General features: G+C 43.6%; 20 protein-coding genes. 9 read left to right on the top strand and 11 right to left on the bottom strand.

Going from position 1 to position 26,676, the window contains the following annotated elements:
- Positions 1-98: 98 nt before the first annotated feature.
- From LU361_RS08175 to arsS, 5 genes are all read right to left on the bottom strand, one after another.
- A complete protein-coding gene (locus tag LU361_RS08175) occupies positions 99-1,151 on the bottom strand; it encodes a methyltransferase domain-containing protein (RefSeq protein ID WP_233088368.1) in 1,053 nt (350 codons plus the stop codon).
- A 29-nt stretch (positions 1,152-1,180) separates the two neighbouring features.
- Positions 1,181-1,819 (bottom strand): TIGR04282 family arsenosugar biosynthesis glycosyltransferase, encoded by a 639-nt coding sequence (locus tag LU361_RS08170; RefSeq protein ID WP_233088367.1) that lies wholly within the window; start codon positions 1,817-1,819, stop codon positions 1,181-1,183.
- 178 nt (positions 1,820-1,997) lie between these two features.
- The gene (locus LU361_RS08165; protein WP_233088366.1) at positions 1,998-2,678 is read right to left on the bottom strand and encodes a TIGR04283 family arsenosugar biosynthesis glycosyltransferase; all 681 of its coding nucleotides are present in this window, start codon (positions 2,676-2,678) and stop codon (positions 1,998-2,000) included.
- Positions 2,679-2,892: 214 nt separating this feature from the next.
- The gene (locus LU361_RS08160; RefSeq protein WP_233088365.1) at positions 2,893-5,043 is read right to left on the bottom strand and encodes a dihydrolipoyl dehydrogenase family protein; all 2,151 of its coding nucleotides are present in this window, start codon (positions 5,041-5,043) and stop codon (positions 2,893-2,895) included.
- Between the two features lie 94 nt (positions 5,044-5,137).
- Positions 5,138-6,103 (bottom strand): arsenosugar biosynthesis radical SAM (seleno)protein ArsS, encoded by a 966-nt coding sequence (gene arsS, locus LU361_RS08155; protein ID WP_233088364.1) that lies wholly within the window; start codon positions 6,101-6,103, stop codon positions 5,138-5,140.
- A gap of 791 nt (positions 6,104-6,894) precedes the next feature.
- On the opposite strand from arsS, the gene mtnP reads away from it, so the two are divergent.
- The gene (gene mtnP, locus LU361_RS08150) at positions 6,895-7,773 is read left to right on the top strand and encodes an S-methyl-5'-thioadenosine phosphorylase (protein WP_233088363.1); all 879 of its coding nucleotides are present in this window, start codon (positions 6,895-6,897) and stop codon (positions 7,771-7,773) included.
- Positions 7,774-7,885: 112 nt separating this feature from the next.
- On the opposite strand, the gene LU361_RS08145 is transcribed toward mtnP, so the two are convergent.
- Together LU361_RS08145 and LU361_RS08140 are read right to left on the bottom strand one after the other, a co-directional pair.
- On the bottom strand, positions 7,886-10,357 hold the full coding sequence (locus LU361_RS08145) for an ATP-dependent DNA helicase (RefSeq protein WP_233088362.1): 2,472 nt from the start codon (positions 10,355-10,357) through the stop codon (positions 7,886-7,888).
- Positions 10,357-12,387, bottom strand: coding sequence for a VRR-NUC domain-containing protein (locus tag LU361_RS08140; protein ID WP_233088361.1), 2,031 nt, complete (start codon positions 12,385-12,387; stop codon positions 10,357-10,359). Before LU361_RS08140 ends, LU361_RS08145 begins: the two co-directional genes overlap by 1 nt.
- Before the next feature lie 182 nt (positions 12,388-12,569).
- Here LU361_RS08140 and LU361_RS08135 point away from each other — a divergent pair, with 182 nt between their 5' ends.
- From LU361_RS08135 to LU361_RS20295, 3 genes are read left to right on the top strand one after another with little or no spacing between them, the layout of a single operon-like run.
- On the top strand, positions 12,570-13,793 hold the full coding sequence (locus LU361_RS08135; RefSeq protein WP_233088360.1) for a hypothetical protein: 1,224 nt from the start codon (positions 12,570-12,572) through the stop codon (positions 13,791-13,793).
- Positions 13,794-13,818: 25 nt separating this feature from the next.
- Complete coding sequence (locus LU361_RS08130; protein WP_233088359.1) at positions 13,819-14,265, top strand: hypothetical protein; 447 nt, start codon at positions 13,819-13,821, stop codon at positions 14,263-14,265.
- Positions 14,265-15,842, top strand: coding sequence for a sensor domain-containing diguanylate cyclase (locus LU361_RS20295; RefSeq protein WP_233088358.1), 1,578 nt, complete (start codon positions 14,265-14,267; stop codon positions 15,840-15,842). The genes LU361_RS08130 and LU361_RS20295 overlap by 1 nt, the downstream gene beginning before the upstream one ends.
- Positions 15,843-15,872: 30 nt before the next feature.
- Here the strand turns inward: LU361_RS20295 and LU361_RS08120 are convergent, their stop codons facing one another.
- Positions 15,873-16,751: a DUF2971 domain-containing protein gene (locus LU361_RS08120; protein WP_233088357.1), complete on the bottom strand. Its 879-nt coding sequence runs from the start codon at positions 16,749-16,751 to the stop codon at positions 15,873-15,875.
- Between the two features lie 295 nt (positions 16,752-17,046).
- Here LU361_RS08120 and LU361_RS08115 point away from each other — a divergent pair, with 295 nt between their 5' ends.
- From LU361_RS08115 to LU361_RS08100, 4 genes are all read left to right on the top strand, one after another.
- The gene (locus tag LU361_RS08115; RefSeq protein ID WP_233088356.1) at positions 17,047-19,353 is read left to right on the top strand and encodes an NADP-dependent malic enzyme; all 2,307 of its coding nucleotides are present in this window, start codon (positions 17,047-17,049) and stop codon (positions 19,351-19,353) included.
- Between the two features lie 462 nt (positions 19,354-19,815).
- Positions 19,816-20,841: a GlxA family transcriptional regulator gene (locus LU361_RS08110; RefSeq protein WP_233088355.1), complete on the top strand. Its 1,026-nt coding sequence runs from the start codon at positions 19,816-19,818 to the stop codon at positions 20,839-20,841.
- 374 nt (positions 20,842-21,215) lie between these two features.
- On the top strand, positions 21,216-22,703 hold the full coding sequence (locus tag LU361_RS08105) for an MORN repeat-containing protein (RefSeq protein WP_233088354.1): 1,488 nt from the start codon (positions 21,216-21,218) through the stop codon (positions 22,701-22,703).
- 65 nt (positions 22,704-22,768) lie between these two features.
- Entirely contained in the window at positions 22,769-23,536 is a 768-nt protein-coding gene (locus LU361_RS08100) for a 4'-phosphopantetheinyl transferase family protein (RefSeq protein ID WP_233088353.1), read from the top strand.
- A gap of 11 nt (positions 23,537-23,547) precedes the next feature.
- Here LU361_RS08100 and LU361_RS08095 read toward each other — a convergent pair whose 3' ends face one another.
- Positions 23,548-24,324 carry a ParA family protein gene (locus tag LU361_RS08095; protein ID WP_233088352.1) on the bottom strand — a complete coding sequence of 259 codons (777 nt, stop codon included), beginning with the start codon at positions 24,322-24,324 and terminating at the stop codon, positions 23,548-23,550.
- 201 nt (positions 24,325-24,525) lie between these two features.
- Here LU361_RS08095 and LU361_RS08090 point away from each other — a divergent pair, with 201 nt between their 5' ends.
- Complete coding sequence (locus tag LU361_RS08090) at positions 24,526-25,230, top strand: cytochrome b/b6 domain-containing protein (RefSeq protein WP_233088351.1); 705 nt, start codon at positions 24,526-24,528, stop codon at positions 25,228-25,230.
- A 159-nt stretch (positions 25,231-25,389) separates the two neighbouring features.
- On the opposite strand, the gene LU361_RS08085 is transcribed toward LU361_RS08090, so the two are convergent.
- Positions 25,390-25,836: a c-type cytochrome gene (locus LU361_RS08085; RefSeq protein WP_233088350.1), complete on the bottom strand. Its 447-nt coding sequence runs from the start codon at positions 25,834-25,836 to the stop codon at positions 25,390-25,392.
- 110 nt (positions 25,837-25,946) lie between these two features.
- Positions 25,947-26,570 carry a protein-methionine-sulfoxide reductase heme-binding subunit MsrQ gene (gene msrQ / locus LU361_RS08080; RefSeq protein WP_286206461.1) on the bottom strand — a complete coding sequence of 208 codons (624 nt, stop codon included), beginning with the start codon at positions 26,568-26,570 and terminating at the stop codon, positions 25,947-25,949.
- Between the last annotated feature and the right edge of the window lie 106 nt (positions 26,571-26,676).

Raw genomic sequence — 26,676 nt, 5'->3', positions numbered from 1 at the left:
TCCCTGGGTGTTTATCCATCTTACTCTATATCCGAAACTACAACACATAAAAAAACACCGCCAGATGGCGGTGTTTTTCAACGTCATTCAACAGTGCTTTAGCAGCAGGATTGCTCGCCATCGTCAGAAGTTGAAAGCAAAGCATCAAACGGTGCTGTGCCACCGCAACCTGGGAAAATACCGAAGTGCTTCGAGAAATCACCAATAAATTCAAAATGTTCAGCAAAACGAGTATTGGCCAACATATACCAAGTATTGCCACACACAGGGAAAATACGACCGGCTTCAATAATGTGGTGTTCGTCCAACATAAAGAATTCAGGAGACTCAGCAATGGTGCCTTTGTAAATGACTGCTTGCCCATAATCTTCACAATCGCTCTCTAGCTGAGGCAATTTGAATAAACGGTAGGTTGCTGACATAAAGTTGATAGCGCCAACTTTTGCTTTCAATTCTTCGTCGGTCACTTCTAAGGTACGGTTTTCAACCAAACGAGGATCGTTAAAGCCCTGACGTTTAGCAATATTGATAAAATCGTTCCAATAAAGCGCACCACCTAAACATTCACCCAGCAAGACCGGATCTTCGGCAACGTCTTTTGGTACACGACGGTCGGAATACACGTCTGAGAAATAAAGCTCGCCACCTTCTTTAAGCAAGTTGTAAGCACCTGCAATTACGGCGTCTTTGTCTGGAGACAAATTAATTACGCAGTTAGATACCACAACGTCAAAGCTGTTTGGCTCAAGATCGAGTTCTTCCAAACGCTCAATGTAGCCTTTGTAGAAGCGAACGTTATCGTAACCAAATTTTTCGACGTGATAAGCCTGATGGTTGCGAGCAACATCGAGCTGTTCGTCAGTCATGTCAACGCCCACCACTTCGCCTTCTGGGCCAACTAACTGAGCCAACGCGTAAACATCGCGGCCTGAACCGCTGCCTAAATCCAACACTCGCGCGCCACGTAAATTGGTTGGACACACCAAACCGCATCCGTAATAACGCGAAAGTACTTCACCGTGAATATTAGACAATAATGGCTTTAACCAATTCGGTACAGCAGAGGCATCACAGCATGCATCGGTTTTTAAATCATCCGAACTTTGCAGTTGTTTACCGTAATAATCTTTAACAACATCATGACTTTGCATACTGAGATCACCCATGTTTTCTGTCTTTCCTAATTAAATTGTTCAAAGTCTTTTAGACTCCAACTTTGCGGCAGCCACTGTAAATCTTGCTGCTCGTCAATATCATGCATTTGAGGTAGCAACGTATATTGCCATCCTAAAGATTCAAATCGCTCCACGGTTTGTCGACAAACGTGTTCGGTACTCCAATCGATACCGGAAAATACCTGCGGATTAAATCGTGAAAGGCCGATAGCGACATAACCGCCATCACTTGCCGGAACTAGAACTGCGTCATTATCCTTTAATACGTTGGAAATTTGACCTAGTAGCTCTGACGTCAAACCAGGGCAATCAGTTCCGGTAATAATCACTGGGACGCCGTCCCAGTGATCGTCAAAGATAGATTCACACGCCGCACTGAGGCGATCGCCTAAATCCCCCTGTCCTTGCGGCGCAAATTCTAATGCTTGAGGCAGACAAATATCGGGCCATTGTGACATTGGATAAGGTGCGGCATAAAGCGTTACCGGGCCCAAATCTGCCTCTACCGCATGCGCGGTTGCGTGTTCTAATAAACGTTTTGCAAGACGCGCAGACCCTTGTTCTCCCAATGCGGGAATTAATCGGGTTTTTGCATAACCCGGAATCGGCGCTTTTGCGAAAATAACTAAACGAGCTTTGTGCATAGAGGAATGCATTCTCCAATAAATGCCTTCTTAATTTTGACAGATTTATGACGATAAAACTGTGACATTTCCCTTCACAAAGTCCCACCAAAATTAATCAAGCTCATAAACTTTGGCAAAATTACGAGGCTGCTAGGGCTGACTTTGAGCGAGTTTTTTGACGACAACAAAGATCAACTCAACGATACTTTTTGGCCAATTCTTTCGGGTCCACACCGCGCCAGTACAAAAAGCGCAAATACCACATCAAGGCGATAGTTTTCATAACTCCGCGATGAATCCAACGCCTACCGGAGGTCGAAACACACTCGCGCAAACACACAGGCTTGGCCAATGGCACCAAACGGCGACTGATCTCAACATCTTCCATCAAAGGTTGCGATGCATAACCCCCGATATTTTCAAAAAACGTACGTTTAATAAAAATACCTTGATCACCCGTAGCAATCCCCGTTAAGCGCGAGCGCATACTCATCATCTTTCCGACAACCGTCAGTAGAAAGTGGTCTCCGGTAATGTGAGCATCAAACCTTCCCCAAACCTGTCGAGGATTTGATAGCGCTGAGACGATTAACGCGTCCGCGTTTTCAGGCAATCGCGTATCAGCGTGCAAAAAAAGCAGAATATCTTGAGTCGCTTGGCGAGCACCATTGTTCATCTGTGCCGCTCGTGAGCGTGTTGATGGAACAACAACAAAACCTGCCTGATCAATCAATTCAACGGAATTATCTTCACTCTCACCATCCACAAAAATTATCTGATGGCCACGTTCCCGATACGGTGAAAGATGATCAAATAACTCAGGTAATTGCTGCGATTCGTTGTAAATGGGAATTACTATGGACAGCTTAGACGTCATTCGAATCACTTAGATAAAGTACTTCAGGACTGCATTCTAACTTCGGCCCTGGATCTAAAAATGGGCGCAGTTTAAATGAAATTCAATGACAAGTAATCGGTGAATTGCTGATTTAAATAGCAAAAAACCACCTTAAAAGTGGTTTTTTGCAGATCACTCAGAGACGCAGCTTCAAGTGTAAAGACAAATCACACCTGAAGTTGCAACCGTCCGATTAACCCAAACGCCAGTTGTGGTATTTCTCAACCCACTCAAGCACTTTCTTCGGTGCATTCGCACGTTTCCATTCACCGGCTGCGTACTTGTTCGATTCTGACCAAGTCGGGTAGGTATGAATGGTGGAAAGAATCTTGTTAAGACCTAAGTTCCACTTCATAGCGAAGACGAATTCCGCCAACAATTCACCGGAGTGTTCACCAACAATAGTCACACCCAGAATTTTGTCTTTACCAGGAACAGTAAGCACTTTAACAAAACCGTGCGCTTCACTTTCAGCAATTGCACGATCCAAGTCATCAATGCCGTATTTAGTCACATCGTACTCAATACCCTGTTCCTTCGCTTCTTGCTCACTCAAACCAACGCGGGCAATCTCAGGATCGGTAAAGGTAGTCCAGGGAATCACTCGGTAATCGGCTTTAAATTTCTTAAATTGACCGAACAAACCGTTAACCGCTGCATACCACGCTTGGTGACTTGCCGTGTGAGTAAACTGGTAAGGACCTGCGATATCACCAGCGGCATAAATGTTTGGATAAACCGTTTGCAAGTATTCGTTGGTGCTCACAGTGCGATTGGTCTCAATGCCAAGATCTTCCAAACCGTAGCCAGTTAAGCGAGGCATACGACCAAGAGCACAAATAATCTCGTCGAATTCAACGCGTTTGGTCTCGCCTTTATGTTCAACAATCAGGTATTTCTTACCATCAACAACCTCGGCACCCACGGCTTTATGATCAACGAGAATATTAACGCCGTCGTTGTCCATGGATTTCATTGCCAATTCAGCGACATCTTCGTCTTCTTTAAGAAGCAAACGAGGCGCCATTTCGATCTGAGTTACATTGGAACCCAGGCGAGCAAAAGATTGGGTCAATTCACATCCGATTGGACCACCGCCGAGAACAATAAGCTTTTCAGGTGGCGTATCGCGATCAGCCAGTTTTTCCCACAAAGTATCACTGGTTAGGTAACCGGTTTCTTCCAAGCCAGGAATGCGAGGAACCAACGGCGCCGCACCTGCTGCAATCACAATTGAGCGCGCAGTTAATCGGCTCTTTTTGCCTTCTTTATCCGTGATCTCAACCGTCCAAGGGTCGATAATTTTGCCGTAACCCAACTTAACGTCAACGCCAAGACCTTCGTAACGCTCCACACTGTCGTGCGGCTCGATTTCTTTGACAACGTTGTGAACACGAGCCATCACTTCACGGAAAGAAAACTTAGGATCAACCGATTTCAAACCATACTGTTCGGCATTGCGCATTTGTTTTGCAACGCGAGCAGATTTAATAATCGCCTTACTAGGAACACAACCGTAGTTTAAGCAGTCACCACCCATTTTATGGTTTTCGATAAGAGTAACTTTCGCTTTCACTGCCGCAGCAATATAAGAAGAAACAAGACCTGCAGCACCAGCACCAATTACGATCATGTTGCGATCGAATTTTTTCGGCTTGTCCCACTTTTTATACACACGTGATGCTTGAATATTGGAAATAATCGCCTTCGCAATGATTGGGAAAATACCCAATAAAACGAACGAAATAATAATTTCGAAAGAAAGGATGCCAGCAAGGCTATCTAACTGAGCCAATTGAGTACCCGCGTTTACGTATACCGCAGTCCCCGCAACCATACCTACCTGGCTCACCCAGTAATAAGTAATGGTTTTGATTGGGGTAAGACCCATTAACAAGTTAATTAAGAAGAACGGGAATGCAGGCACCAAACGCAGCGCGAACAAATAAAACGCACCGTCTTTTTCCATGCCCTTGTTGATAACACCAAGGCGACTACCGAATTTCTGTTGGATTGAATCGCGTAGAATATAGCGTGATGCTAAAAATGCGAGTGTTGCACCAATCGATGATGCAAAAGAGGCAATTACAAGACCCCAGCCTAGACCAAACAATGCGCCCGACATTAACGTCAGTAAGGCAGCTCCCGGTACCGAAAGCGCGGTAGCAACAACATAAGCAACAAAGAATACACCTCCCACCAATAGGGCAGACTCTTCTCGCCACTGTTGTAAAGTATCTAAGTTCTCTTTAATCCCTTCAAACGACAGATACTTTGGTCCGTCAAAGGCAAAGAACAAGGCCACCAAAATAGCTATAACAGCTATGATTAATATTTTTTTCATTCTACTTCCTTTACGAGCTAAACAGCTCAATAAAAACGTGAACGTTTACCGTTAAATTTAAACCCTGCTGAAATTAACGAATTTAAATCACGTACTAACTTAAGGAACCACCGCAACTTGAACCGGACCCGGCAATACAACCATAACAATGATCGGCAACTTGGACGGGCTGTCCTTCGGAGTCATTGTTTAGCAAATCCCGCAGATGAGGCTTTTTCACGTCACTATTTAACTTCAATGGCATTTCAAGCTGTTGATTGAAGTCACAGTCAAATAGGAAACCCTGCCAATCAACACTGATTAAGCTGCGACACATTACATGATTAAGATTGTTTGAATTTGCGTTAGTTTTTAACAAATTCATATACTCTTCGAATTTGCCCTTTGAAATCAGCGTAGAACCAAAGCGTTTAATCGGCATATTGGCTAAAGCGAACAATTGATTGAATTCAATATTGAAATGTTTTAGCAATTGCTTTTTATACTCAGCTTCGAGCGAGTGCTGTTCGGGCGGAAGAGTCGGTCCGAGCGGGTTGTACACCAAGTCCAATTGAAGGCCAGTATCGGGCTTCCCGTAACCAAGCGCATTAAGCATTTGCAAACCAATAATACTATTGTCAAACACACCGTCACCGCGCTGGGCATCGACATTGTCTTGAGAATAGCAAGGCATAGAGGCAACGATGTTTACTTTTTGCTCCGCCAAAAATTCCGCCATGTCCTCAAAGCCCGGCTCAGTCAAAATAGTTAGATTACAGCGATCAATGACTTCAACGCCCATTGATCGAGCCGCTATGACTAACTCTTTAAACTGATCGTGCATTTCAGGCGCACCGCCAGTTAAATCTAACACTTGAATATTACGAGCCTTAATAACCTCAGGAATCAGAGCCACCATGTCTGGCGTCATCATTTCTTTGCGGTTTGGCCCGGCATTAACGTGGCAATGAAGGCAGCGTAAATTGCACTTATATCCGAGATTAACCTGTAAGGTTGTGAGTTCAGTACGGTGCACCTCGGGGAAATCAGTTATTTCAAGCAGCGGCAAAGTAGCGTGCATAATGCCCTCATTTTTTCGTGACTGGATTTACAATTGGCTTAACAAAACTTAATGCGTGTCTATGACAGGAACCAATCAAACAAATTCCACAAAGGAAAAAATTCTTGGTAGAAAAAGAAAACTACGGCAGGAATAGATTCTCTATTAAAGACTCAAACGCGGGTTATTACCTTATTTCTAAAATTACTATTTCCTAATTTTCTCACGAAATATCGGCATTGGTACAGCTAAAATAAAAGGATAAAACGCATAAGTGAGATATTAGAGAACCCTAAATAACCTTTTATAAATTTTATTTAGGGCTTTGTCAGTAAATAGAGAATATGAGCTATAAGAAATATTCTCGATAGAGCCGCCACTGATTTTTGTTAATACCAAATCTCAGCTCATTTCAAGCATCTTTACACTTTACTTGGAGTTGTCTTTATCAATTACCGAATCACTGACGAATTAATCAGAAATTGGACTTGCATCGAATAACTAAAATCACGTTTCTTAAATGACTTTTAAATTCCATAGCAAACACTAAAATGGCCTTTTTATAAAAACTAATTCTTAGGGATGTAGCCAAAAATTGGCCATAAAATGCGGGTGTTTTAAGCGATACATGATACCTGCTTCTAGGACACTATAAAGACTTTAGGACACTATCCCGCATTGAGAATTAAAGAGCCTCTGATTGAAACAAGTTTTTGAATTAACATTACACAGCAGTAATCTATCTCAGTCATAAACACCCAACCCACTTCGAACCACACCGAAGGAAAGGCACATTATTAACGGAGCCCTAAATGGCAAGTGAACGACCACAAGCGACAATTGGTATTCTTGGAGGTAGCGGCCTCTATCAGATGGACGCGTTAGAAAACGTCACCGAACACACCATTGAAACACCTTTCGGCGAAACGTCCGATGCATTGATCAGCGGTACGATCTCAGATATCCCGGTTATTTTCATCGCCCGCCACGGTCGCGGCCACCGCTTACTGCCATCGGAAGTACCTTACCAAGCCAATATTTTTGCGCTCAAACAATGTGGCGTGAAATATCTGGTCTCACTCTCAGCGGTAGGATCACTGCAAGAAGCTATGGCACCAAAAGATATGGTGATTCCCGACCAGTACATTGACCTCAGCAAAAATCGTAAAAGCACCTTTTTTGGCTCTGGCAAAGTAGCGCATGTGCCTATGGCACAACCTGTCTGCCCGGAACTCGCACAATTACTCGCCGAATCAGTCGGCAGCCTTCCCCAAGAAGATGCCGTCAAACTGCACACTGGCGGCACTTATGTCAGCATTGAGGGCCCGCAATTTTCGACCTTGGCAGAATCGAATTGGTATCGCAGCCTCGGCGCTAGCGTTATCGGCATGACCAATATGCCAGAGGCAAAACTAGCACTGGAAGCACAAATGGCGTACGCATCGCTTTCGATGGTCACCGATTACGACTGTTGGCACCCTCACGAAGAATCAGTATCGGCTGACATGGCGATTCGAAACCTGATGGAAAACGCCACTAAAGCGCAAAAAGTCGTCGTAGAGTTGGTTAAATTAATACATAGCAAACAACCGGTTTCCGCTGCACACTCAATTCTCGAAACATCGCTGGTAACTCCTTTAGATGCGATGGACGATGCAAGCAAAGCAATTGTTGAAGTGTTAAAACGATAGGTTTCTGACCTGTAACTCTGATCTGTAACGAAGGCATTAAAAAGACACTGATTTGTGCAATTAGCTAAAGTTAGTGTCTTTTACTCTTAACCACTTTATCAAAATAAGGTTGTCAATCAGAATGGCTTTCAGGCTCAAATTTGCGCCAAAAACCAGAAACTGCCGATTTAATTTCGGAGAGGTTATTGCACAATGTGGGCTGCCAGTGATCAGGCATTAGCTCGCGATACTGAGGCCTGGAAAATCGGGCATCAATTAATATTACAACGCCCCGATCTTGTTCGGAGCGAATCAATCGACCCACCGCCTGTTGAACCTTGGTAAAACCAGGGTAGCGATAAACGTACGAAAATCCATCGTCATTATTTTTTTCATAATACTTTACCAATCGCTCCTGATCCTTAGAAGGTGCGGGCATTCCAATACTGACAATAAAAACACCGTCAATGCCGCCAGAAAAACTCAGTGCTTCAGAATATACGCCCCCTAAAACTGCCAAGGCTAAAATGCATTTTCCGTCGTTTAGTGTGGTGATGAAATTGGCTTTATCTTCCTCTGTAGCGTCTCTCTTTTGCTTCACTAATTGACTCTGTATACCAATACGAATTAATTCTTCATGAATATTGTCTAAAGAATCAAAAGAAGGAAAATACGCGATGTATTTTCCTTGATGAAGGCTACTGATTTCGACAATAAGTTCGGCAATATTAATATTCGCAGAAGGTCGATTAGCGTAGGAATAATCGATGTAGTTCGTTACCAGCGACAATTGTTTTTCTTGATCGTAAGTACTGGGCAAGGAAAGTAACCTCACGGTTCTAGATTGCCCGGAATCGGATTTTTTACCTTTCTCCAATTCATAAAAGCCAATCTCAGAGGCGTAGAAATTCAGCGGTGTTAAGGTGCCCGAAAACCCAATGGCAGTCACCGATTGTTCCATTATCGAAGACAGCACACTCGCAGGTGATAAACACACTAATTCCAATCCCGCGTTTTCATCCCAGAATAACGTAAATCCTTCTAGGTTGTAGGTCAGCAACTTCTGTAAACGAATCAATTTACCTATAAATTCAAAGCAAAATTCCGAATCTGAAGGTTCAGAAAAAACGTTGCCATCTTTTTCTGAAAAACAACGCTGATAGAACTCGGTAATTACGCTGTCCAACAATTCTGAAAAAGAATCCCATACCTCTCCAACCGATTCGTCGGCTCTATTGGAATAGGTTTCAACAAGTGTTCTTCCATGTTGATTTAAAAACTCAACAACCGCTTGAATCAATTTAGAAAACGCACGGCCTAATGCTTTCTTAGTTAATTTGCCAAAGTACTGAATACTCGATAAACCAATAGCTGTTGAATACATAGATCGAGCTCTACCGGGCAAGTTGTGAGCTTCATCAATCAACAACACCCTATTTTTCCCGGACTGTTCCGAATTCCAATGACTAAACCCCATTAAGGGATCGAAGGCGTAATTAATGTCGCACACAATCATAGGAACATAAGGAATCAACTGACGACTCAATGCGTAAGGGCACAGATGATATTCCTCTGAAATCTTTGCTATGGATTCAGTACTCAAGTCCAGAGTATCGATGCATCTGTCCAAAGCATCGGGCAATCGATCATAGAACCCTTGGCATCGTGGGCACTCGTCGTCTGAATTGTTAACCAAGGTATTTTCCGCTACACAAGGGCACACCTTATTTTTCGCCTGTAATTGAAGTACCGAGCCAGTAAATCCGGTTTTATGCATTAAATTTACAGCTTCTAATGCAGGCGTTTGACCGGAATTTTTACAGGTTAAGAAATACAGTTGGGGACGTATGGAATCGTTTAGAATGGTGAGCGATTTAACGGCAGGAAATAAAATACTGATCGTTTTGCCCATGCCAGTGGGCGCTTGCACCAATAGAGATTCACGGTCGCGAACACATCGATACACGTACCGAGAAAACGCCAATTGATTCGATCGAAATTGGGCATAGGGAAACGTGAGCTCACGCGCACTGTCTACGGCGTTATTAAAATGACTACTGACTTTATTATGCCATTGAACGAATCGGTTTATTAAACTTTCAGTGTATTGCTGTAATTCAACGATAGAAAAAACAGCACTGTCGCTTTCTTGTTTTTTAGTATTGATATTAAACCAGGTGGATCGCACTTCAATATCATCTGCACACCAATCTTGATATTGGGTGGAAAAAAGAGCGGCGTATACTTTTACTTGTGCCAGTTGCAGTGTGCGTTTTTCTTTGGGGATTAAATCAACCGCTACTGTACCCACCTTGATTTCTTCGACAACAGCGTCAGACACCATGTCTTTGGGCTTCACCAAATCAATTCGACCCGAAAGGTGAACTTCATAATCGAAAACATCTAATACCGATTCAACCTTACATTCGCTCAGCCACGAATTATCTCTGCTTTTTTGCACGTGCTGATGACCGCGAATCCCTTCAATCGCGGTAACACCAGGATAATTATCGGCAAACAAGTTCCCTTCTCTGGCCGAAAACTCAACCAGCTCACGGACGGCAAGCTTGAGTTTATTCGGTGTATTTTTGGCTGACAAAGACATTACCCTTCAACTGGTTGAGCGCCACGGTTATTCCACTCTACATTCACAACGTAATGGCGAATATTATATTGATTAAAATATTTCATCCATCGCCGTTGATGATCTTGAAGTCGGTCATTAGGGGCTTTAACTTCGATAAAACAGTAATCCAGAGCGTTTGTTTCTTCTGGCGGGAAATAAACAAGATCAGGCAAACCTTTGCGGTGTTCTCTCAAATCAAGCCACAGGCGATCAAACAGCACTCGCCAATGTTGGCTAGGAATACGAGTCAAAGCCAGTGTTAGGCAGGAAGAGTCAATCGCATTTAACCCCGCCAATATAAACCGGCAGTCTTTTTTCGCAATTAACATTTTCATGAGTGTATCGGCCGGTAAATAACACTGTGACAAAATATTTGAATCGATTTCAGACTTTTCTCGCAATCGTTTTTCGAGAAAAGTCGAATCGTAAATATCATGAGGAAGCGATTGAAACGGATGTGTAAACGCGCCTTTAATATCGGCATAAAATAAAGGCCAATACACAAGGCCAAAAACAGTCATCAGTAAATTGTTCTCAACAAAAAAACACTTACCTTCATCGCCTTTTATTTTCACAGTAGGATCAAAAAATTCCGCTTTATTCGACTCCAAATAACTAATAACTGCTTGTTCAGCGCCGGAATTCATGCGTACATCTTCAGGCTTATCTAAAATGAGCGAAACGGTATTCGGTTCGTAACGTTTCGGTTTTGGCCAATATTGGTAGGAACTTTTTCGGGTCATTCTATGACCAAAGCTTTCAGCAAATTCCTGAAGGCTTTCATTAACATCGATTCCCGAATTGACTTCTGGATTGAGAACACTGGAACACAATTGCAACGCCTGATCATTATACGCAAGCTTTGCCAATACCCTGATTTCTCTTTCAACCGATTGGGCATCACCACTAAAACGGTACACCAGCAAGGCTTCTTGCAATTTACCACGCTGCTCCAAGGCAAAACCGATAACATAAGCAGCGCGTCGGCAACGCCGATAAAATTTACTCGCCAAAACTTCATTGACTGTGCTTTTATCCAACCGCTTCCAGCGATCATCAATAGATTCCAAAGCCCTGAATAAAAACCAATAAAGAGAAACCTGCTCGGAGCCATTAAGTTTGGCTGTTAAACCTTTTTCGTCCAACCACGACTGCAGTATCGCACCAAGGTGTGCGGCATCACTTTCAAAGACATAAACATCAAAGTATTTTAGACGTTTAGCGCTCTCAATAATAATCGGTAGCACTGCGGCAGCATCGTTAAACTCGATGGCGCTTAACGTGTCTTCTAGTGACGAAACCTCTTTTTTGTTCGCACTCAACACAGACGTTACTTGACCAACTAGATTAATCAACAAAAGCAGACGAAAACTCTCTTGGCAATCAAATAACCGATTATCACTGTTGAGTTCATACGATTCAAAATTTCTAATATTTAAGTCAGATAAAATTAATTCTGATAACGTTTGCCTAATATTACCAAAATAAAAAAACTGCAAATTTCTCAGCCATTCTCTGGCCGTGAGCTCAACCAAACGCTTTTTTTGAAAAACCGTATTTTTATCAACATGACTTTTTACAAGTTCATAAACAACACTGCGTGAATCAGAAAGCTTGCATACAGCACCATCAGTTAAATTAGTATTCAGAAATTCAACCCATTCGCGTTTTGTAAACAGAGAAAACAGGTCTTCTATTGAAATATCGGGATTATTTATTAAGAACCCTGCAGCAATAAGTTCTTCAAACGCACCCTTTACATTGTCGATATCTGAGTAGTGAATTTTATCAACGTTAAAATAAACACCTTTGCGCAACAATAAACGAATCAGTAAATATCGAGCATGCACGCCTAAAGCACTAAAAGCTCGATAAAAATTGAGGTCTTCTTTCGTCAATAAATCAGAATATTGACACTTCACTCGATCATGTAACGACATAAAGTGTTCGTAATAATATTTTGACGCGATATTCGCTTCGCCAACCTCTTTTTTAGAATCATTCGCCAATTAAACTTCACCTTATTCGTTTATCTATTTTTTTTCATTCGACAATCTGATGGATCAAAACTCGCGTTTACCACTGTGTACAATTTTACGGTTCCTTTCAAACCGGAATAAGACAACTATTATCTGTGATCTATACTCAGAGCAATTCGTTAAATTTAACTCAATTGTTTCAGTTTTTTATCATGAAAACAAAACTCATCGTGTTTATCAGCTGCGTGTGCTGGTCACTTTCTGGCGCCGCACTGGATGCCAGCCGACTGTCTGATGATTTATACATTTATGGCTTTGGCACCTTAGCTGCGGTCTACAACAGTGATGACAATGTTGATTTCATTCGCACACAAGAACAAAGCCAAGGTCGGTACAATCGAGTTAACTTTAATAATGATTCACGCATTGGCCTCCACTTAAACTACCGGCCCAACGGTGTCATCGGCGCAGAGGCCCAAGCACTGGTGCGCTACGGCTTGGGCAATCACTACGAATTGCTGCTGAGCACTGCCACACTCAAATTTAAATTTGGCAATCGATGGCAAGGCAGACTTGGGAAATTTCCCTACGAAGGGTTTTATCGCGCAGACTCGGTACTGGCCGGGTATTCTTATTTATGGGCTCGACCTCCGGTCGAGTTTTACAATTTTAATATTCTTTCCTCTATTGATGGCGCCTCTATTTCACACAGCCTACACACTCGCTCAGGCAAATATACCGCGCGCTTATACGGCGGCTGGGTAAGTACAGATATATCGACCAGCAAAGATATCGATAAACTCAACGTCGGGCGCTCTCCTGTGCACGGCATAACTTTGGAGTTTTCGCGCCATCAGTGGAGCCTTTCTGCCAGCTGGAGTGAGCTGCTGGTGGATGAAATTCCCGAACGATTTTCTGCGGAAAACCAAATCCCCGAAGAAACACCGGGGTTTGACACGCTCATCAGTGTTTTAAATGGCACCGAAACCTCGGCGTTTAAAAGTGAATACTTGAGCTTCGGCACCGCTTACGAACCCAACAATTGGCGATTTACGGCGGCAATTGGGCGAGTTCTCGGCGATGGCAATGTGTTACCGGATAAGGTCGATTGGTACACCAGCATCGGCTACCGCTTCAATCAGTTAACTCCTTACCTGCTTTTGTCAGGTTCCAAAAGCGACTCCATCCCAAGCATTTCGCTGGGCATTTCTCCTGAAACCGACAGAGCGTTAAACCGATTACGAATGGACACTCAATCGGATCAGATGTCACTGGGTATTGGCGCACGCTATGAACTTACCACCCAGGCGTTTTTAAAAATGCAGTACGACCGTATTGACAGCGATGCCAATCCCAGTTTTTTATGGACCAACGAAGATCCAGACTGGGACGGAGACACCAATTTATTCACCATCGGCCTGGATTTTACCTTCTAACACCATGCACGCGATGATTCGAAAAATGAGGCAATGGAATCGCTCGCTCTGGCTCGGGTTCGCGCTCGTTCTGTGTGTGCCGGTAAATGCTGAAGAAATTTTCGTTGTCGTTAACGCTAATACCTCCGTCGATAAGCTCAATCGCTCACAAGTCATTAATATTTTTATGGGCCGAAGTCATTTTCTTGGCGAAGAAAGCAATGTGATCCCTTTGGATATTCGAAGTGACAAACAAACAAAAGCGTTATTTTACGAGCAGCTGATCAAGAGAAGTTTATCGGAAGTTCAATCTTACTGGGCAAGGCTGATGTTTTCTGGCGATGCCACTCCCCCCAAACAAATCACGAGCTACACTGAAATCAGAAAAATGTTACGCGACTACAAAGGCGCCATTGCCTATTTACCCGCGTCAGAATTTCAACCCGATCTGCACGATGATCTAAAAGTGGTTTATGTATTAAAGGAACCTTAGTGCACTCGCTTAAGCTCAGAAACAGCTTGGTTTTTCAGGCCCTCGTGGTATTTATACTTTTTGTGGTTTGTATCGGCGCGATTAATATTGCGCTCAATTACTCAATCGGCAAGGAATCCATTCGTCTCAACACCTTATCCTCTGCAAACGGCTTACTGAACACGGTAGAACCCAGCGCGCAAGTGGCCGCGTTTCTCAACGATAAGAATCTCGCCAAAGAAATTGTCCGGGGCTTACTCAGCAACGATCTTGTTGCCAAGGCCACCTTATTAGATTCAAGTAATAATGAGTTATCGAGCGATCACAAAGAAATTCAGACCTTTAATGTTGCCGTGAATAAAGAGCTGTATTCGCCTTTCGATACCGGAGAAGTCGTCGGTGTTATTAAAGTAGAGTTGAATCAGGCGGTGATCAGCCGACTCAATCGCAGTTACTTATTCAATTTGCTCATGCCTCTAGCACTGCAAACCCTGGCAGTTTCGCTCATCATCGCGCTTTTCATTTGGCAATACATAAAACCTAAAGTTGAAGCATTCTTGGAAGACATCAACAATTTGGATTTGGAAAAAGGCGAAGTCTTACCCTTAACCACAAAAAAATCGGAGGTTGATGCTTTACGAGGCTACATCAATCACTTAATCGAACGAATGTATAACCTGGTGAAAACAGAGCGCCTGCTGAGAAACAAAAGCGAGATTCAGCAGCGAAAGTTCCAAGCCATATACGACAATGCCCGCTCCGGAATTGCCTTGAGTGATCGAGACGGTAAAATTTTGTCGCTCAACAATGCCTGCACATTTATCTGCCAGTCCATTAACAGCGAAGCAGACACCGGAACCAATCTTATTAATTTACTCGCTGCTAACGACTACGAAGTTCAAACGGAATTATCCGTCTGCCTAAAAGACTCAACACGCCTACACTTAGAAATTTTTTACCCAAATAATGCCCCAGATGGGGGGATTTGGTTACAAATTAGCTTAACGCCCGTCGACGATACCTCGGTCATGGCAATCATCAACGACATCACAGCGCTGAAAAAAGAAAGCTTAGAAGCCAAACTCCAAGCTCGCACAGATCCGTTAACTCAGCTAGGGAATCGATTGGGTTTCGATCAAGAATTCAAAAAGCGCATCAACAAAACCGCGCAAGGATTACAAAGCCTAACCTTAATGACGATTGATTTAGACCAATTTAAACAAGTCAATGACCGTTTAGGTCACGATGTTGGCGATCAAGTTCTGCTGTACGTTGCCAATCAATTGCAAGAAGTGATTCGTCAAAACGACTACTGCGCAAGGATTGGTGGCGACGAGTTTAATATCTTGTTGGATAACATGGACCAAACCCAATCAGCGGTTATTGCTCGAAGAATTGTCGACAGTTTTAAATTTCCGATTCATTTAACCGAACAAACACACGTTTGCATTGGCGCAAGCATTGGCGTCGTTTTTGTGCCTCAGGGCGTTCAAGCCCAGAAGGAATCGCTACTGAAACGCGCAGATAGAACCATGTATAAGATAAAACATAATGGCAAAAATAATTTTGCTATTGTCGATTATTCAGTGAGCGCCTAAATTCTGTCGACACATACATTGTTTTATATTTTATTTTTGCCGATATGGAATTTGGCAATAGGTAATACCGTCTTTCGGTGTTGATCCATGCACATCTAAATAACGCGATAAGGATTTCATGGATAATTCGCTGTTACTGGTCGGACCGATATAAACATGTTGCAGCTCCAACGCCTGGCGCGAATCGCCCCGTGTAAAATCAAACGCGTAAAACGGTACCAACATGGATAAACCTTCGCGAAATTGAATGGGGTATCCGTCACTCGAAGGAATGACCGGAGAAACAATTCGCCATTCCTGTTCTTCTTGAAACGACGGATGTTTTAAAATGGCAGAAATTGTTAGTAAATCACCTTCAACTTTTTCAAACACTTCAGATTGGTAGTCTTTCGATTCAGTTCTAGAGCCACCACAGGAGGATTTGGCTAAAGATTCCACAGCATCGACAACCTGGCCAACTAATTGCCTTTGTGTTTGCGGATCGTAGATACACTTGCCAATTTTAAAGCCGTGAAAGGACGCGCACATAGCGATATAACGAGGATTAAACCCCAGACTTATGCCTTTACCGTGTGTGCTATAACCCCGCCACTGGCTTAATAAATTGCCATTCGTTCGAAAAGAAGCGCCAAATAACATAGGCCCATTCACTACCCGGTGGGAGAGCCATAACGAAAATTGATTAAGCAGTTGTGGATTTTCGTTACCGGACTCGATACGTCTGTTTATTTCTTCTTTGAGCAACGCAATGGAGTGTTTCAATTCGGTAGAATCATTCATGTATCGAATGTCACTGGCACGTAACATTTTCGACTCGACAATGCCCATTAATCCACCCAAAGTGGTGTAGTGGTAGAATGTTTCTGTCGGTTTTTCCGTAAAGAGATTTTTATTAATTTCTTTAATCATAATTATTCGTGTAATAATAGATAAAACAAAAACTAAGAAAGAAATTAAATTTTAATATTTAAATTCATGTTGCAGATGCTCAAAAAGCGAAGGCACAGTCTAGTTTGCGTATACAGCCGCAACAAAAAGCACCTAATGGCGACTCCTTATCACACCGCTGTTACAAAACATTAACACCCAATTAAGTACAGTTACGTAATTTAGATAGACAGTTATACTTTAGTCTATCGCTTTACAACTTTTCCCATTAATATGCTCGTCCGCCGAATAGACTCCCAAAGTAAGGAGAGGGTGAATGTCCGATAAAAGCCCAGAAGAAATTTTTAAAGAAGCATCATTGAACTACCACCGTTTGCCTAAGCCCGGCAAACTGGAAATTACACCGACAACCACACTAGACACTCAATCTGACCTGGCGCGCGCTTATTCACCTGGCGTCGCTTACGCTTGTCAATTGATTGAGGAAAACCCAGCTGCGGCGGCAGAAATGACTGCTCGCGGAAACCTAGTTGGCGTTATCTCCAACGGTACCGCAGTATTGGGTTTGGGTAATATCGGCCCCCTAGCGTCAAAACCTGTAATGGAAGGTAAAGCGGTTTTATTTAAAAAATTCGCTAACATTGATGTATTCGACATCGAAGTGAATGAGCCCGACGTTAATCGCTTCGTTGATTTTGTTGTTGCCCTTGAGCCGACTTTCGGTGGCATCAACTTAGAAGATATCAAGGCACCTGAGTGTTTTGAAATTGAACGCTTGTGTCGTGAGCGCATGGACATCCCTGTATTCCATGACGACCAACACGGTACAGCAATCGTAGCTGCGGCTGCGGTTTACAACGGTTTAAAAATCGTTGAGAAAAAAATCGAAGACGTTGTTCTTGTTGCCTCCGGTGCAGGTGCGGCAAGTATCGCCTGTATCAACCTTATGGTCAGCATGGGCCTCAAAAAAGAGAACGTCTATATCTGTGACAGCCGCGGTTTGATTTACAGCGGTCGTCCAGAAGGTATGAACAAATACAAAGAAGAGTACGCCCAAGTTACTGATAAGCGTACTTTGGCTGAAGTATTGGTGGATGCCGATATTTTCTTGGGTCTCTCTGGTCCTGGCACCATGACCCCAGAAATGCTGAAAACCATGGCACGCAACCCATTGGTATTGGCAATGGCCAACCCAGTGCCAGAAATTCTTCCAGAAATTGCCAAGGAAGCTCGCCCAGACTGCATTATCGCAACTGGTCGTTCAGACTATCCAAACCAAGTAAACAACGTTTTGTGTTTCCCATTCATTTTCCGTGGCGCGTTGGATTGCGGTGCAACCACCATTAACGAGGAAATGAAAATTGCGTGTGTGAAAGCCATCGCCGAATTGGCTATGCAAGAATCCACGCACGAAGTTCACAAAGCTTACGCTGGCGAAAAACTGCGCTTTGGCCCAGATTACATCATTCCAAAGCCGTTCGATTCACGCTTGATTGCAACCATTCCTCCAGCGGTTGTAAAAGCGGCGATGGATTCCGGTGTTGCCACACGTCCAATCGAAGATCTAGACGCTTACCAGCAACAGCTCAACGGTTACGTTGTTCGCTCAAGCATGTTCATGCAACCCATTGTTTCGGCAGCTCAGCGCGGCGAAGAACAATTGGCATACGCTGAAGGTGAAAACGAAATCGTACTTCACGCAGTACAAAAAGTTGTCGACGAACAAGTTACCATGCCGGTACTTATCGGTCGTCCACAAGTCATTGAAGCGAAAATCAAACAGTTGGGCCTTCGTCTAAAACTTGGCGATAACATTCAAGTGGTTAACCCAGAAGACGAAGATTTGATTCACTCATTGAGTGAGCGCTACCACGCCATCGTTGGCCGCAAAGGAAACTCTTTCGACGCCTGCGTTACCATGTTGCGTACCCACGCGACTGTCATGGCGGCGATGTTGGTTCGCGAAGGCACCGTAGACGGCATGTTGGCGGGTAAAGTTGGTCGTTACGATTACCACCTTCGTCACATCAGCGAAATCATTGGCCGCAATCCCGCGCAACCTCAGTTGAGCACGCTTTCGACTCTGATCATGAAAGACGGCCCTCTGTTCTTGGCTGACTGTTTCGCCAATGTTGATCCAACCGCCGATGAGCTGGTTCAAATCACCTTGTCTGCCATTAACCAAGTTAAACGCTTCGGCCTAGAGCCTCGCGTATCGTTGATGTCGCACTCTAACTTCGGAACCTCAAACGCGCCGTCAGCGCTGAAAATGCGTAAAGCGGCAGAAACATTGCGCGAGTTGCTTCCTGACGTTGAGCTAGACGGTGAAATGCACTCGATGGCAGCGCTCGATACCGCGTATCGCGACAACATCTTTAAGCACAGCCAATTGAAGGGCTCAGCAAACTTGTTGATTTTCCCGAACATCGACGCCGCTCACATCACACTGGGCTTACTGCGCCGCAAAGCGAATGGCTTGATGGTTGGACCATTCCTATCCGGTCTGGCTCGTCCAGCACACGTTATCGTGAACTCAGCTTCACCAAGAGCGATCTTCAACATGAGCGCATTGGCAGCTGCTGATATTTTGCACTACAAAGAGCAATTCGCTGAGGGTTGTTAATTCAACAATCGGCACAGTTTCATAGTCAGTGAAACCAAAAGGCGGGGGTTATCCTCCGCTTTTTTGGTTTTTAACGACCCACATTTTCTGCCTTATCGACTGATTGCGTCTTCTTTTCCTCGTTGAATACCTATTTAAGCGCCACCGAATCCTGTAACATCTTTCAAGAATTATTTTTGATTACAAATTTATTACAGTCGTCTTACTGATAACAGGTTGCGTAAACTGTGTACAAAGACTGATTAATCAGCAAAAAAACACACTATTTTCTGACCAAATAAAGCACAAGCTTTATTTTTATTGTTTCCGCAACATTTCCGATACATAAAACCAGTATCTTATTAAAAAAACGCCAAACTGGTTTAAAGCAACAATAAGGCCTTTGCCAGAAGTCACAACTTAACCGTTTAAGCCACCAATAATTACTTGATTCAGGTAATTAGGGACCGAAAGGAAAGTAAAATGAGTGCAGTTTCTGACCAAAATTCAGCTTGCCAAGTCGCCTTTCTTCTAACCAACAACTTTCCTTCTTTCTATCTAACTACGGCCACCTCGTTACTGGAAGCGGCCAACAAAATATTAAAACGACAAAAATTCACCTGGAAAACACTCAGCCTGGACGGCAAAAACGTTCCTTCTGATGGCGGTTTTTCCATCGCCTGTGACGACTCGTTGAATTTGGATTCTCACTTTGACGCGCTTGTGGTAATCACCTCAGTCGAGCAATTCAAACAAGATCCCAATCAACTGGAGTTGCTAAATGCCTGGACAGACAGAGGCATCAGCTGGGCGTTACTGACATCAAACGGCTGCGCTAACTCAGAAAGAGAACCGATATCCGCCCACGGCAATCAAGCCCTGAATCTACCCAGCTGCTCGCCACAATGGTTAAAAGATAATCAGTGGTTGCATGACATCAACGACGGTTACAGCACGAACAATCCCGCCAATCTTGTTTTATCACTCATCGCCAAACACTCCAGCAATCATCTAGCACTCGACGTTTTAGGTCAGATCAAAAACCAATTGGACATTTGCCCTCTGTACACAATGGCCAAGCAGAAGTTCTCTAAAACCAGTCTTCGCGAACAACTGAGTACTCAACAACCAAAATTGGCAGAATCGGTTACGTTGATGGAAAACAATTTGGAAGAGCCGTTAAACCTGAACGATTTGGCCAGCTACATCAGTCTTTCACGACGCCAACTTGAACGACTTTTTCAAAAACACCTCAATTGCTCACCGTCTCGTTTCTACCTCAAACTCCGCCTTGCCAAAGCACAAACTCTGCTTCGAGAAACCCAAAACCCAATCGTCACCATCGCCAACGAATGCGGTTTTGTGTCTATGCCGCATTTCAGCAAGGTGTATCGGGAATACATTGGTATGGCACCGAGAGATGAGCGACGAGCCAAATCAGCTCATCAATTCAGCATTCGACCGCACAAGGTCAAATCGAACGGGGTTTACCAAGCAAATCCCCAGTAGAAATCGGATTAAATAGCACAAGCCGGATAAACGTACCCGTCGGATAAAACTGCGCGTCATTCTGTGTAGCGAGAGAATATTTGACACACACTATGATTTTGAATCAGTATTGCAAACTATTTTGTATAATTACTGTTCAAAAATTAGGATGCTGTGTTGAATTCGTCAAAATCAGCATTAATCCACAAAATTAATTTTGAACGCGTTAACATTTTTCGAAATTGCAGAACGATTTCAAATTTCTGCAATCCGACACTAGGTCTTCGAGCTCCTTAAGCTATAAATTACTAGTGACACGGGTGTTTCGTGTGTTTTTACAAGGCACAATAGGACGACTTAAAACTTATTGAACATTCCACTTATCCGACGAAGTTATGCATTTGAGCCCCACCGCTGATCGGTCGACGCCACACCAAGATCAATTTGAGATTCTCTCAGCAACGATTGCCGGGTCGTTCCTTAAATTATCGTTCAACCAAAAGATTGATGCTGATTTAGCACCGAGTGCGGATGATTTTTCCGTCACCTTTCCAGCAACGACTTCTGCGCCTGCCACCACTATTCGTCCGGTGTTGTTAGAACTCAAAGAAGTCGACGACAGTACTCGCAGTGTTGTCGTTTTGGTCATGGACGAAGACCTGCCAACGGCTAAAGAAATCGAGGTTCATTACCATCCCCGACAAATACTCATGTGGTCGACCACAACCGACAGCGCAATCGAGGCATTTGTCACCAATTTACCGGTTAAAATTTCGGGAACTCGGCCGTCGGTAGCTAATTCTCCAGGTTTACTGGAAGCGATTCGGCTAAAAAAAGCCACACAACCAATCGATACCGCCAAACCCACTTCGCCGCCAGAAATCATTTCAATCGACGACGACACCATTAAAATTACTCTGAATCGAGAGCTGATTGCGCATCAAGGTGTGTCTTTATCGGATTTCCGCGCCGATATCGAAGGTCAGTGGATCGAGCTTGTTGGCGCCACCATGCACCAGGAATCGCCCAATAAGCCACACAACATCATCTTAAAAATTAACAAACCGCTTAAGCTCGGTGTTGAAGTCACTGTCGCGTTTAAAGCAAAACGCTACCCAATTACCGCAATCGACAGTTCCCAGATTTCTGGATTTAAAACCACGGCAAGATACATCGAACACGGCAAGGTAGAGCATTTAGAAACCTCTAGCCAAACAACAACGGTGAAAAATAATCCGCAAGCCGAAGAATTTCACCTGAAAGAATTGGAAACCATGGCTCACGCCAACACAGATTCTGGCTGGGCGTTAAAAGGCTTGTCGAACGTATTACTTAATCTATTCTCAGCGAAATCTTCCGCACCTGGTGATGACGAAAACCAACCCGTAAAAAGCGGTTTAAAATACTTTGCGCTGGGCTTTGTGTTGGTAGCTGGTTTTGTTGTTTATTCGCTTTCAAGTTTGTTCACGGCATTCACACCAGAGGGCGAATCGAACCCTGTATTTACCGTTGCAAGCTCGGCCAACGAAACCAGAAGCAACGACAGAAAATGCACACTGAATTATCAATCCGGCAACTACTACAGCGGCGATTGCTTAACAGGTAACACGCCACACGGTTGGGGCATTTACGAGTGGACTTCTGGCAGCCGGTATGAGGGCGAATTTGAAAATGGAAAGCGCGACGGTCAAGGCTCTATGGACTACGCCGACGGCTCGAAGTACAAGGGCAACTGGAAGAGCGACAAAAAAGATGGAATTGGTACTTTCTGGAATCCTCGTGGCGATCGCTTCGAAGGAAAATTCAACAGCGGTTTAATGACCAACAACGGCACTTGCTATCGCCGCAATGGCACTCAAGTGCGTGGTGTCTGTCCTTCCTGATGATCTCGCGGTTATAATTCCTAGCTCTTAATTCTCTGCTCACGAAGGGCTGAATCAGGTTGAATATGACTGCGAAATTAACCAATCAATTGTTGCTGTGCCGTTACGAAGATTTCGATTTTACTCGACTCGAACGTACGTATTTTTCGTTGCTGAGCAAAGAAGAAGTTGAGCGTTTTCATCGAATCAAACACCGAGACACACAAAAGCAGTTTTTTCTGACCCGCATTGTGCTCAAACAGCAACTTGAAAAAATCACCGGTTGTTCACCGGATGCCATGCAATTCCAAACCTCCAAACATGGTCGCCCTTCCCTGATAGGCAGCTCAATTGATTTTAACGTTTCCCATACAAAGAATTTAATTGCGATTGCCCTGAATACACAGGGACGAATTGGTGTGGATGTGGAAAATATCGGTCGTAACAGTCAGTATTCAGACATTGCTCAACATTACTTCCATGAAAAAGAATGCGAGCAAATTGGGAGCAGCGCCACGGCGTTCTTTAAAATATGGACGCTGAAAGAAGCCTACATAAAAACGCTCGGTTTGGGATTACAAAAACCGTTAAAAAGTTTTTATTTCACGTTTAATACTGACAATAAAATCGCTCTAAACGACACGGCACCCGAGGAATTTTTGCAATTTAAAATGCCTTTTATCAGCGGTTACAGCGTGAGTTTTGCCGAACAATTCCAACTGGCGTGGATTCAATTCAGCCATCAACGCAGCGATCGAACACTGCCAGAAGTATTCCAAGTTGACTCTGAATTGAACACAACCGCCCATCAATTAACGCCGGATTCATTGATAGATACCGAACAAACCAGTTAGAGCTGTTAACGCTAGTGCGTATCCAACAATTGCGTGGTTCCAGCTTCAATTGTTTTTAACGCGTGCTTTCTTTCCAGCGCTTCAACTTCTCGGGATTTTTCAATGTGGCGAATCCACTGAATGATTTGAGACCACCCTTTTCGATCTTCTTCGGCAAACGACCGCAACTCGTTAATTCCCATTCCTTCTTCGACCGCTCGAAGATAGCTTTGTGTATCTCGAAGCAAACCAACCACGGGAATATTGAGACTCGACAAAAACTTCTCAAGCTTTTGAAAACTGAGCGTGTTACGTTTGACTCGATTCATCACCACCCCCAAACGCACGGGTCGAGCGCGATACTGAGGATTCAATAAAAGCGATTTAACAAACCCTGCGGTAGCGTGTATGTCTATCTGTGAGGGCGCCACGGGAATGAGTAAAATATCCGTGTCTTTTAGCAGTTGATCCAACTTTGGACTTTGCAAACCTGCTGGGGTATCACAGATAACATAATTGACTCGTTGGCTAACTTGATGAGCTAGCCAGCTGCGAGTTACCTGACCGCGATCGAACTCTTTCGAGTTTAACGATAAAATCTGAGGATCACGTTTACCACGCAGTTGCAGCCAAAATGAAGAACTTGCCTGCGGATCTAAATCCATCACGCCAACAGGCGCAATTCTGGACAATTGCGAGGCCAAATTGGTGGTTAATGTGGTTTTGCCAACGCCTCCTTTTGCGTTAGCAATCATAATGTGCGTTGCTTTCGCTCGTTTTAGAACACGAACGGCTGCTTTTTCCGTCATTTCCTGCACCTAGTTATAACATCCATTTTGTGCTCACCTACCTATGAGCATTGTGCCAAGCATAGATCTTTGGCGACAAAATAGATACTGTTATTGAATAACAATTCTCTTGACTTGATTGGTATAAAATTTGGGTGCACAGCGTACTATTTTTCAACGCCAGTAAATAGAAATTCTCACCAGAAAAACAGACTTATCTTTATGAATACCCTCGATACACAATCCGTAAAAATTTGGGATATAGCGATTAGAATTTGGCACTGGAGCTTAGTGCTCCTACTCGTTTTTTTATGGTACAGCGCTGAAATCGCAGATGACCTGATGGAATGGCACATGCGCGCGGGCCGATTGCTGTTAGGACTTATTGTTTTTCGGATTGTTTGGGGATTCATTGGCAGTGACACCGCCAAGTTTACTCAATTTATTCGCTCGCCCGGTGAGGTAATGGTGTATATAAAATCGATGAAATCCAAACAAAGCACTGAAAGTGGCTCTGCGCCGAATAAAGAATGGGGCCACAACCCAGCAGGCGGCCTAATGGTGTTATTGTTAATTGCAGGATTATTGATTCAAACGGTCAGCGGTTTGTTCACCAGTGACGGCTATTTCTACGAAGGTCCGTTCGCCAGATCACTCACGAATGGGCAGTTAGCGGAAATGATTATCGATATTCATCACACCGGATTTAATATCATTCTGGGACTAGTCATTCTCCACATTCTGGCAATCGCCCTGTATTTATTAAAAGGGGAAAATTTGGTTCGCCCCATGATTACGGGAAGAAAAACACTGGAAAATAATTCCATACAAGCACAACCACTTGAAACGCCTGCAATCAAATCCCCAATTTTAGCTGTCATTGCGGCTGCGATCGTGATTGTTGCAACTTGGTTTTTAACGGCTTAATTGCGTTTCCGTTACTCTTTATGTTTCTGTGATTGTTTGTGTTTCAGTCACGCTGATTGAGCTTGAAATAAATGTATTTCCAAGCTCAATCAATAGTTGAATGTATCTTAAGAAAAGCGTGCTTTGATTTGCCGAAACTGGGAAATCTCTAATTAACCACTATTTTCGGTATTTGTTGTGGCAACTCTTACAGGTTTTTACCAACGGGATAAAGTTGGTTTTAAAATCATCTTCATTCCCTGCATTGTTGGCTAACGCCTCGCTGGTATCAATCAACTGTTGCAATTCTATGGCGAAATCTTCTTTGTTTTTCCACACATCAGGTTTCGCATCCGAACCTTTTACTGCGCTTTCTATTGCGAACCCTTGTTCGGCAACTTTGGCCAACGCAGCGACAACATCGGCACTGATTTGTATTTCTTCCTGATTGTAAGCTTGATGACCTTTTACAACATGGCCCATTTTTTCCACATGAGTGTCAATTAAGCCAAACAATGCGTGGCGATATATCACAAGGGATTCGATCGGATCTTTGGAACTGTGAGCTAACGTTGGTAAGGCCGATATCATCAAGACAATACCGACAAGACTTTGCCAAACTTTCATTGATACCACTCCTATCAACAAATTTATTTTTAATTTCATGTATTGGTTAATGGATGGCAAGAATACGGTGCTACAACCCATATTACTTACACTAATTTCCCTACACCCATTTATCTACGCCAGTAGCGTGCCAATTTCTCGTATCTGAGAACCAGCAGTACGGCAACAATTCCCAGATAGAGAGTGGGCTCCACTATATCGGATTTAACAGACCATAAGAAATGAATGCCTACCAAAATGGCTGCTACATAAATCAAATTATGTAAATGTTTCCAGCGTTTTCCCATCTTGCGCATTAACGCAGGGAGGGAGGTAACCGTTAACGCTAACAGTATTAATAGTGCAGAAAAACCAACCGTAATGTATGGACGATCAATGATTTCATTGACCAATAAAGTCCAGTCATAAATAAGATCGTAGGCAACATAAACGTACAAATGACACGCCGCATAAACAAATGCGTATAAACCAATCAAACGCCTCACCCGCAATAATTGCCCCTGCCTGAGATAACGGGCCAGCGGTGAGACACACAGGGTTAAAATTAATAAATTAAATGCACCAATCCCGGTAAAGTGCGTTAACGTTTGCACGGGATCGCCCCCAATGTCTCCGGTCAATGCGAGATAATAGGTGCTAATCAGAAGATACAAACTAACAACATGGATCAGAGTTTTTAACCCAATAATATGGGGCGCTTGGATTGTGTTAGGTTTCAGCCAATTTAAAAACATACACTTAAGGTTTCGGACAATTAACGTAACGACAGAGCCTACCCGATAAAAGTGACGGAGGCTCACACAATGAATACTACGCGGATTAACCGTTGAGGGTATTTAA

The sequence above is a fragment of the Sessilibacter corallicola genome, assembly GCF_021290925.1.
Lineage (GTDB): Bacteria > Pseudomonadota > Gammaproteobacteria > Pseudomonadales > Cellvibrionaceae > Sessilibacter > Sessilibacter corallicola.
The sequence above is the reverse complement of the archived record's forward strand: the minus strand, read 5'-3'. Positions and strand labels throughout refer to the sequence as shown.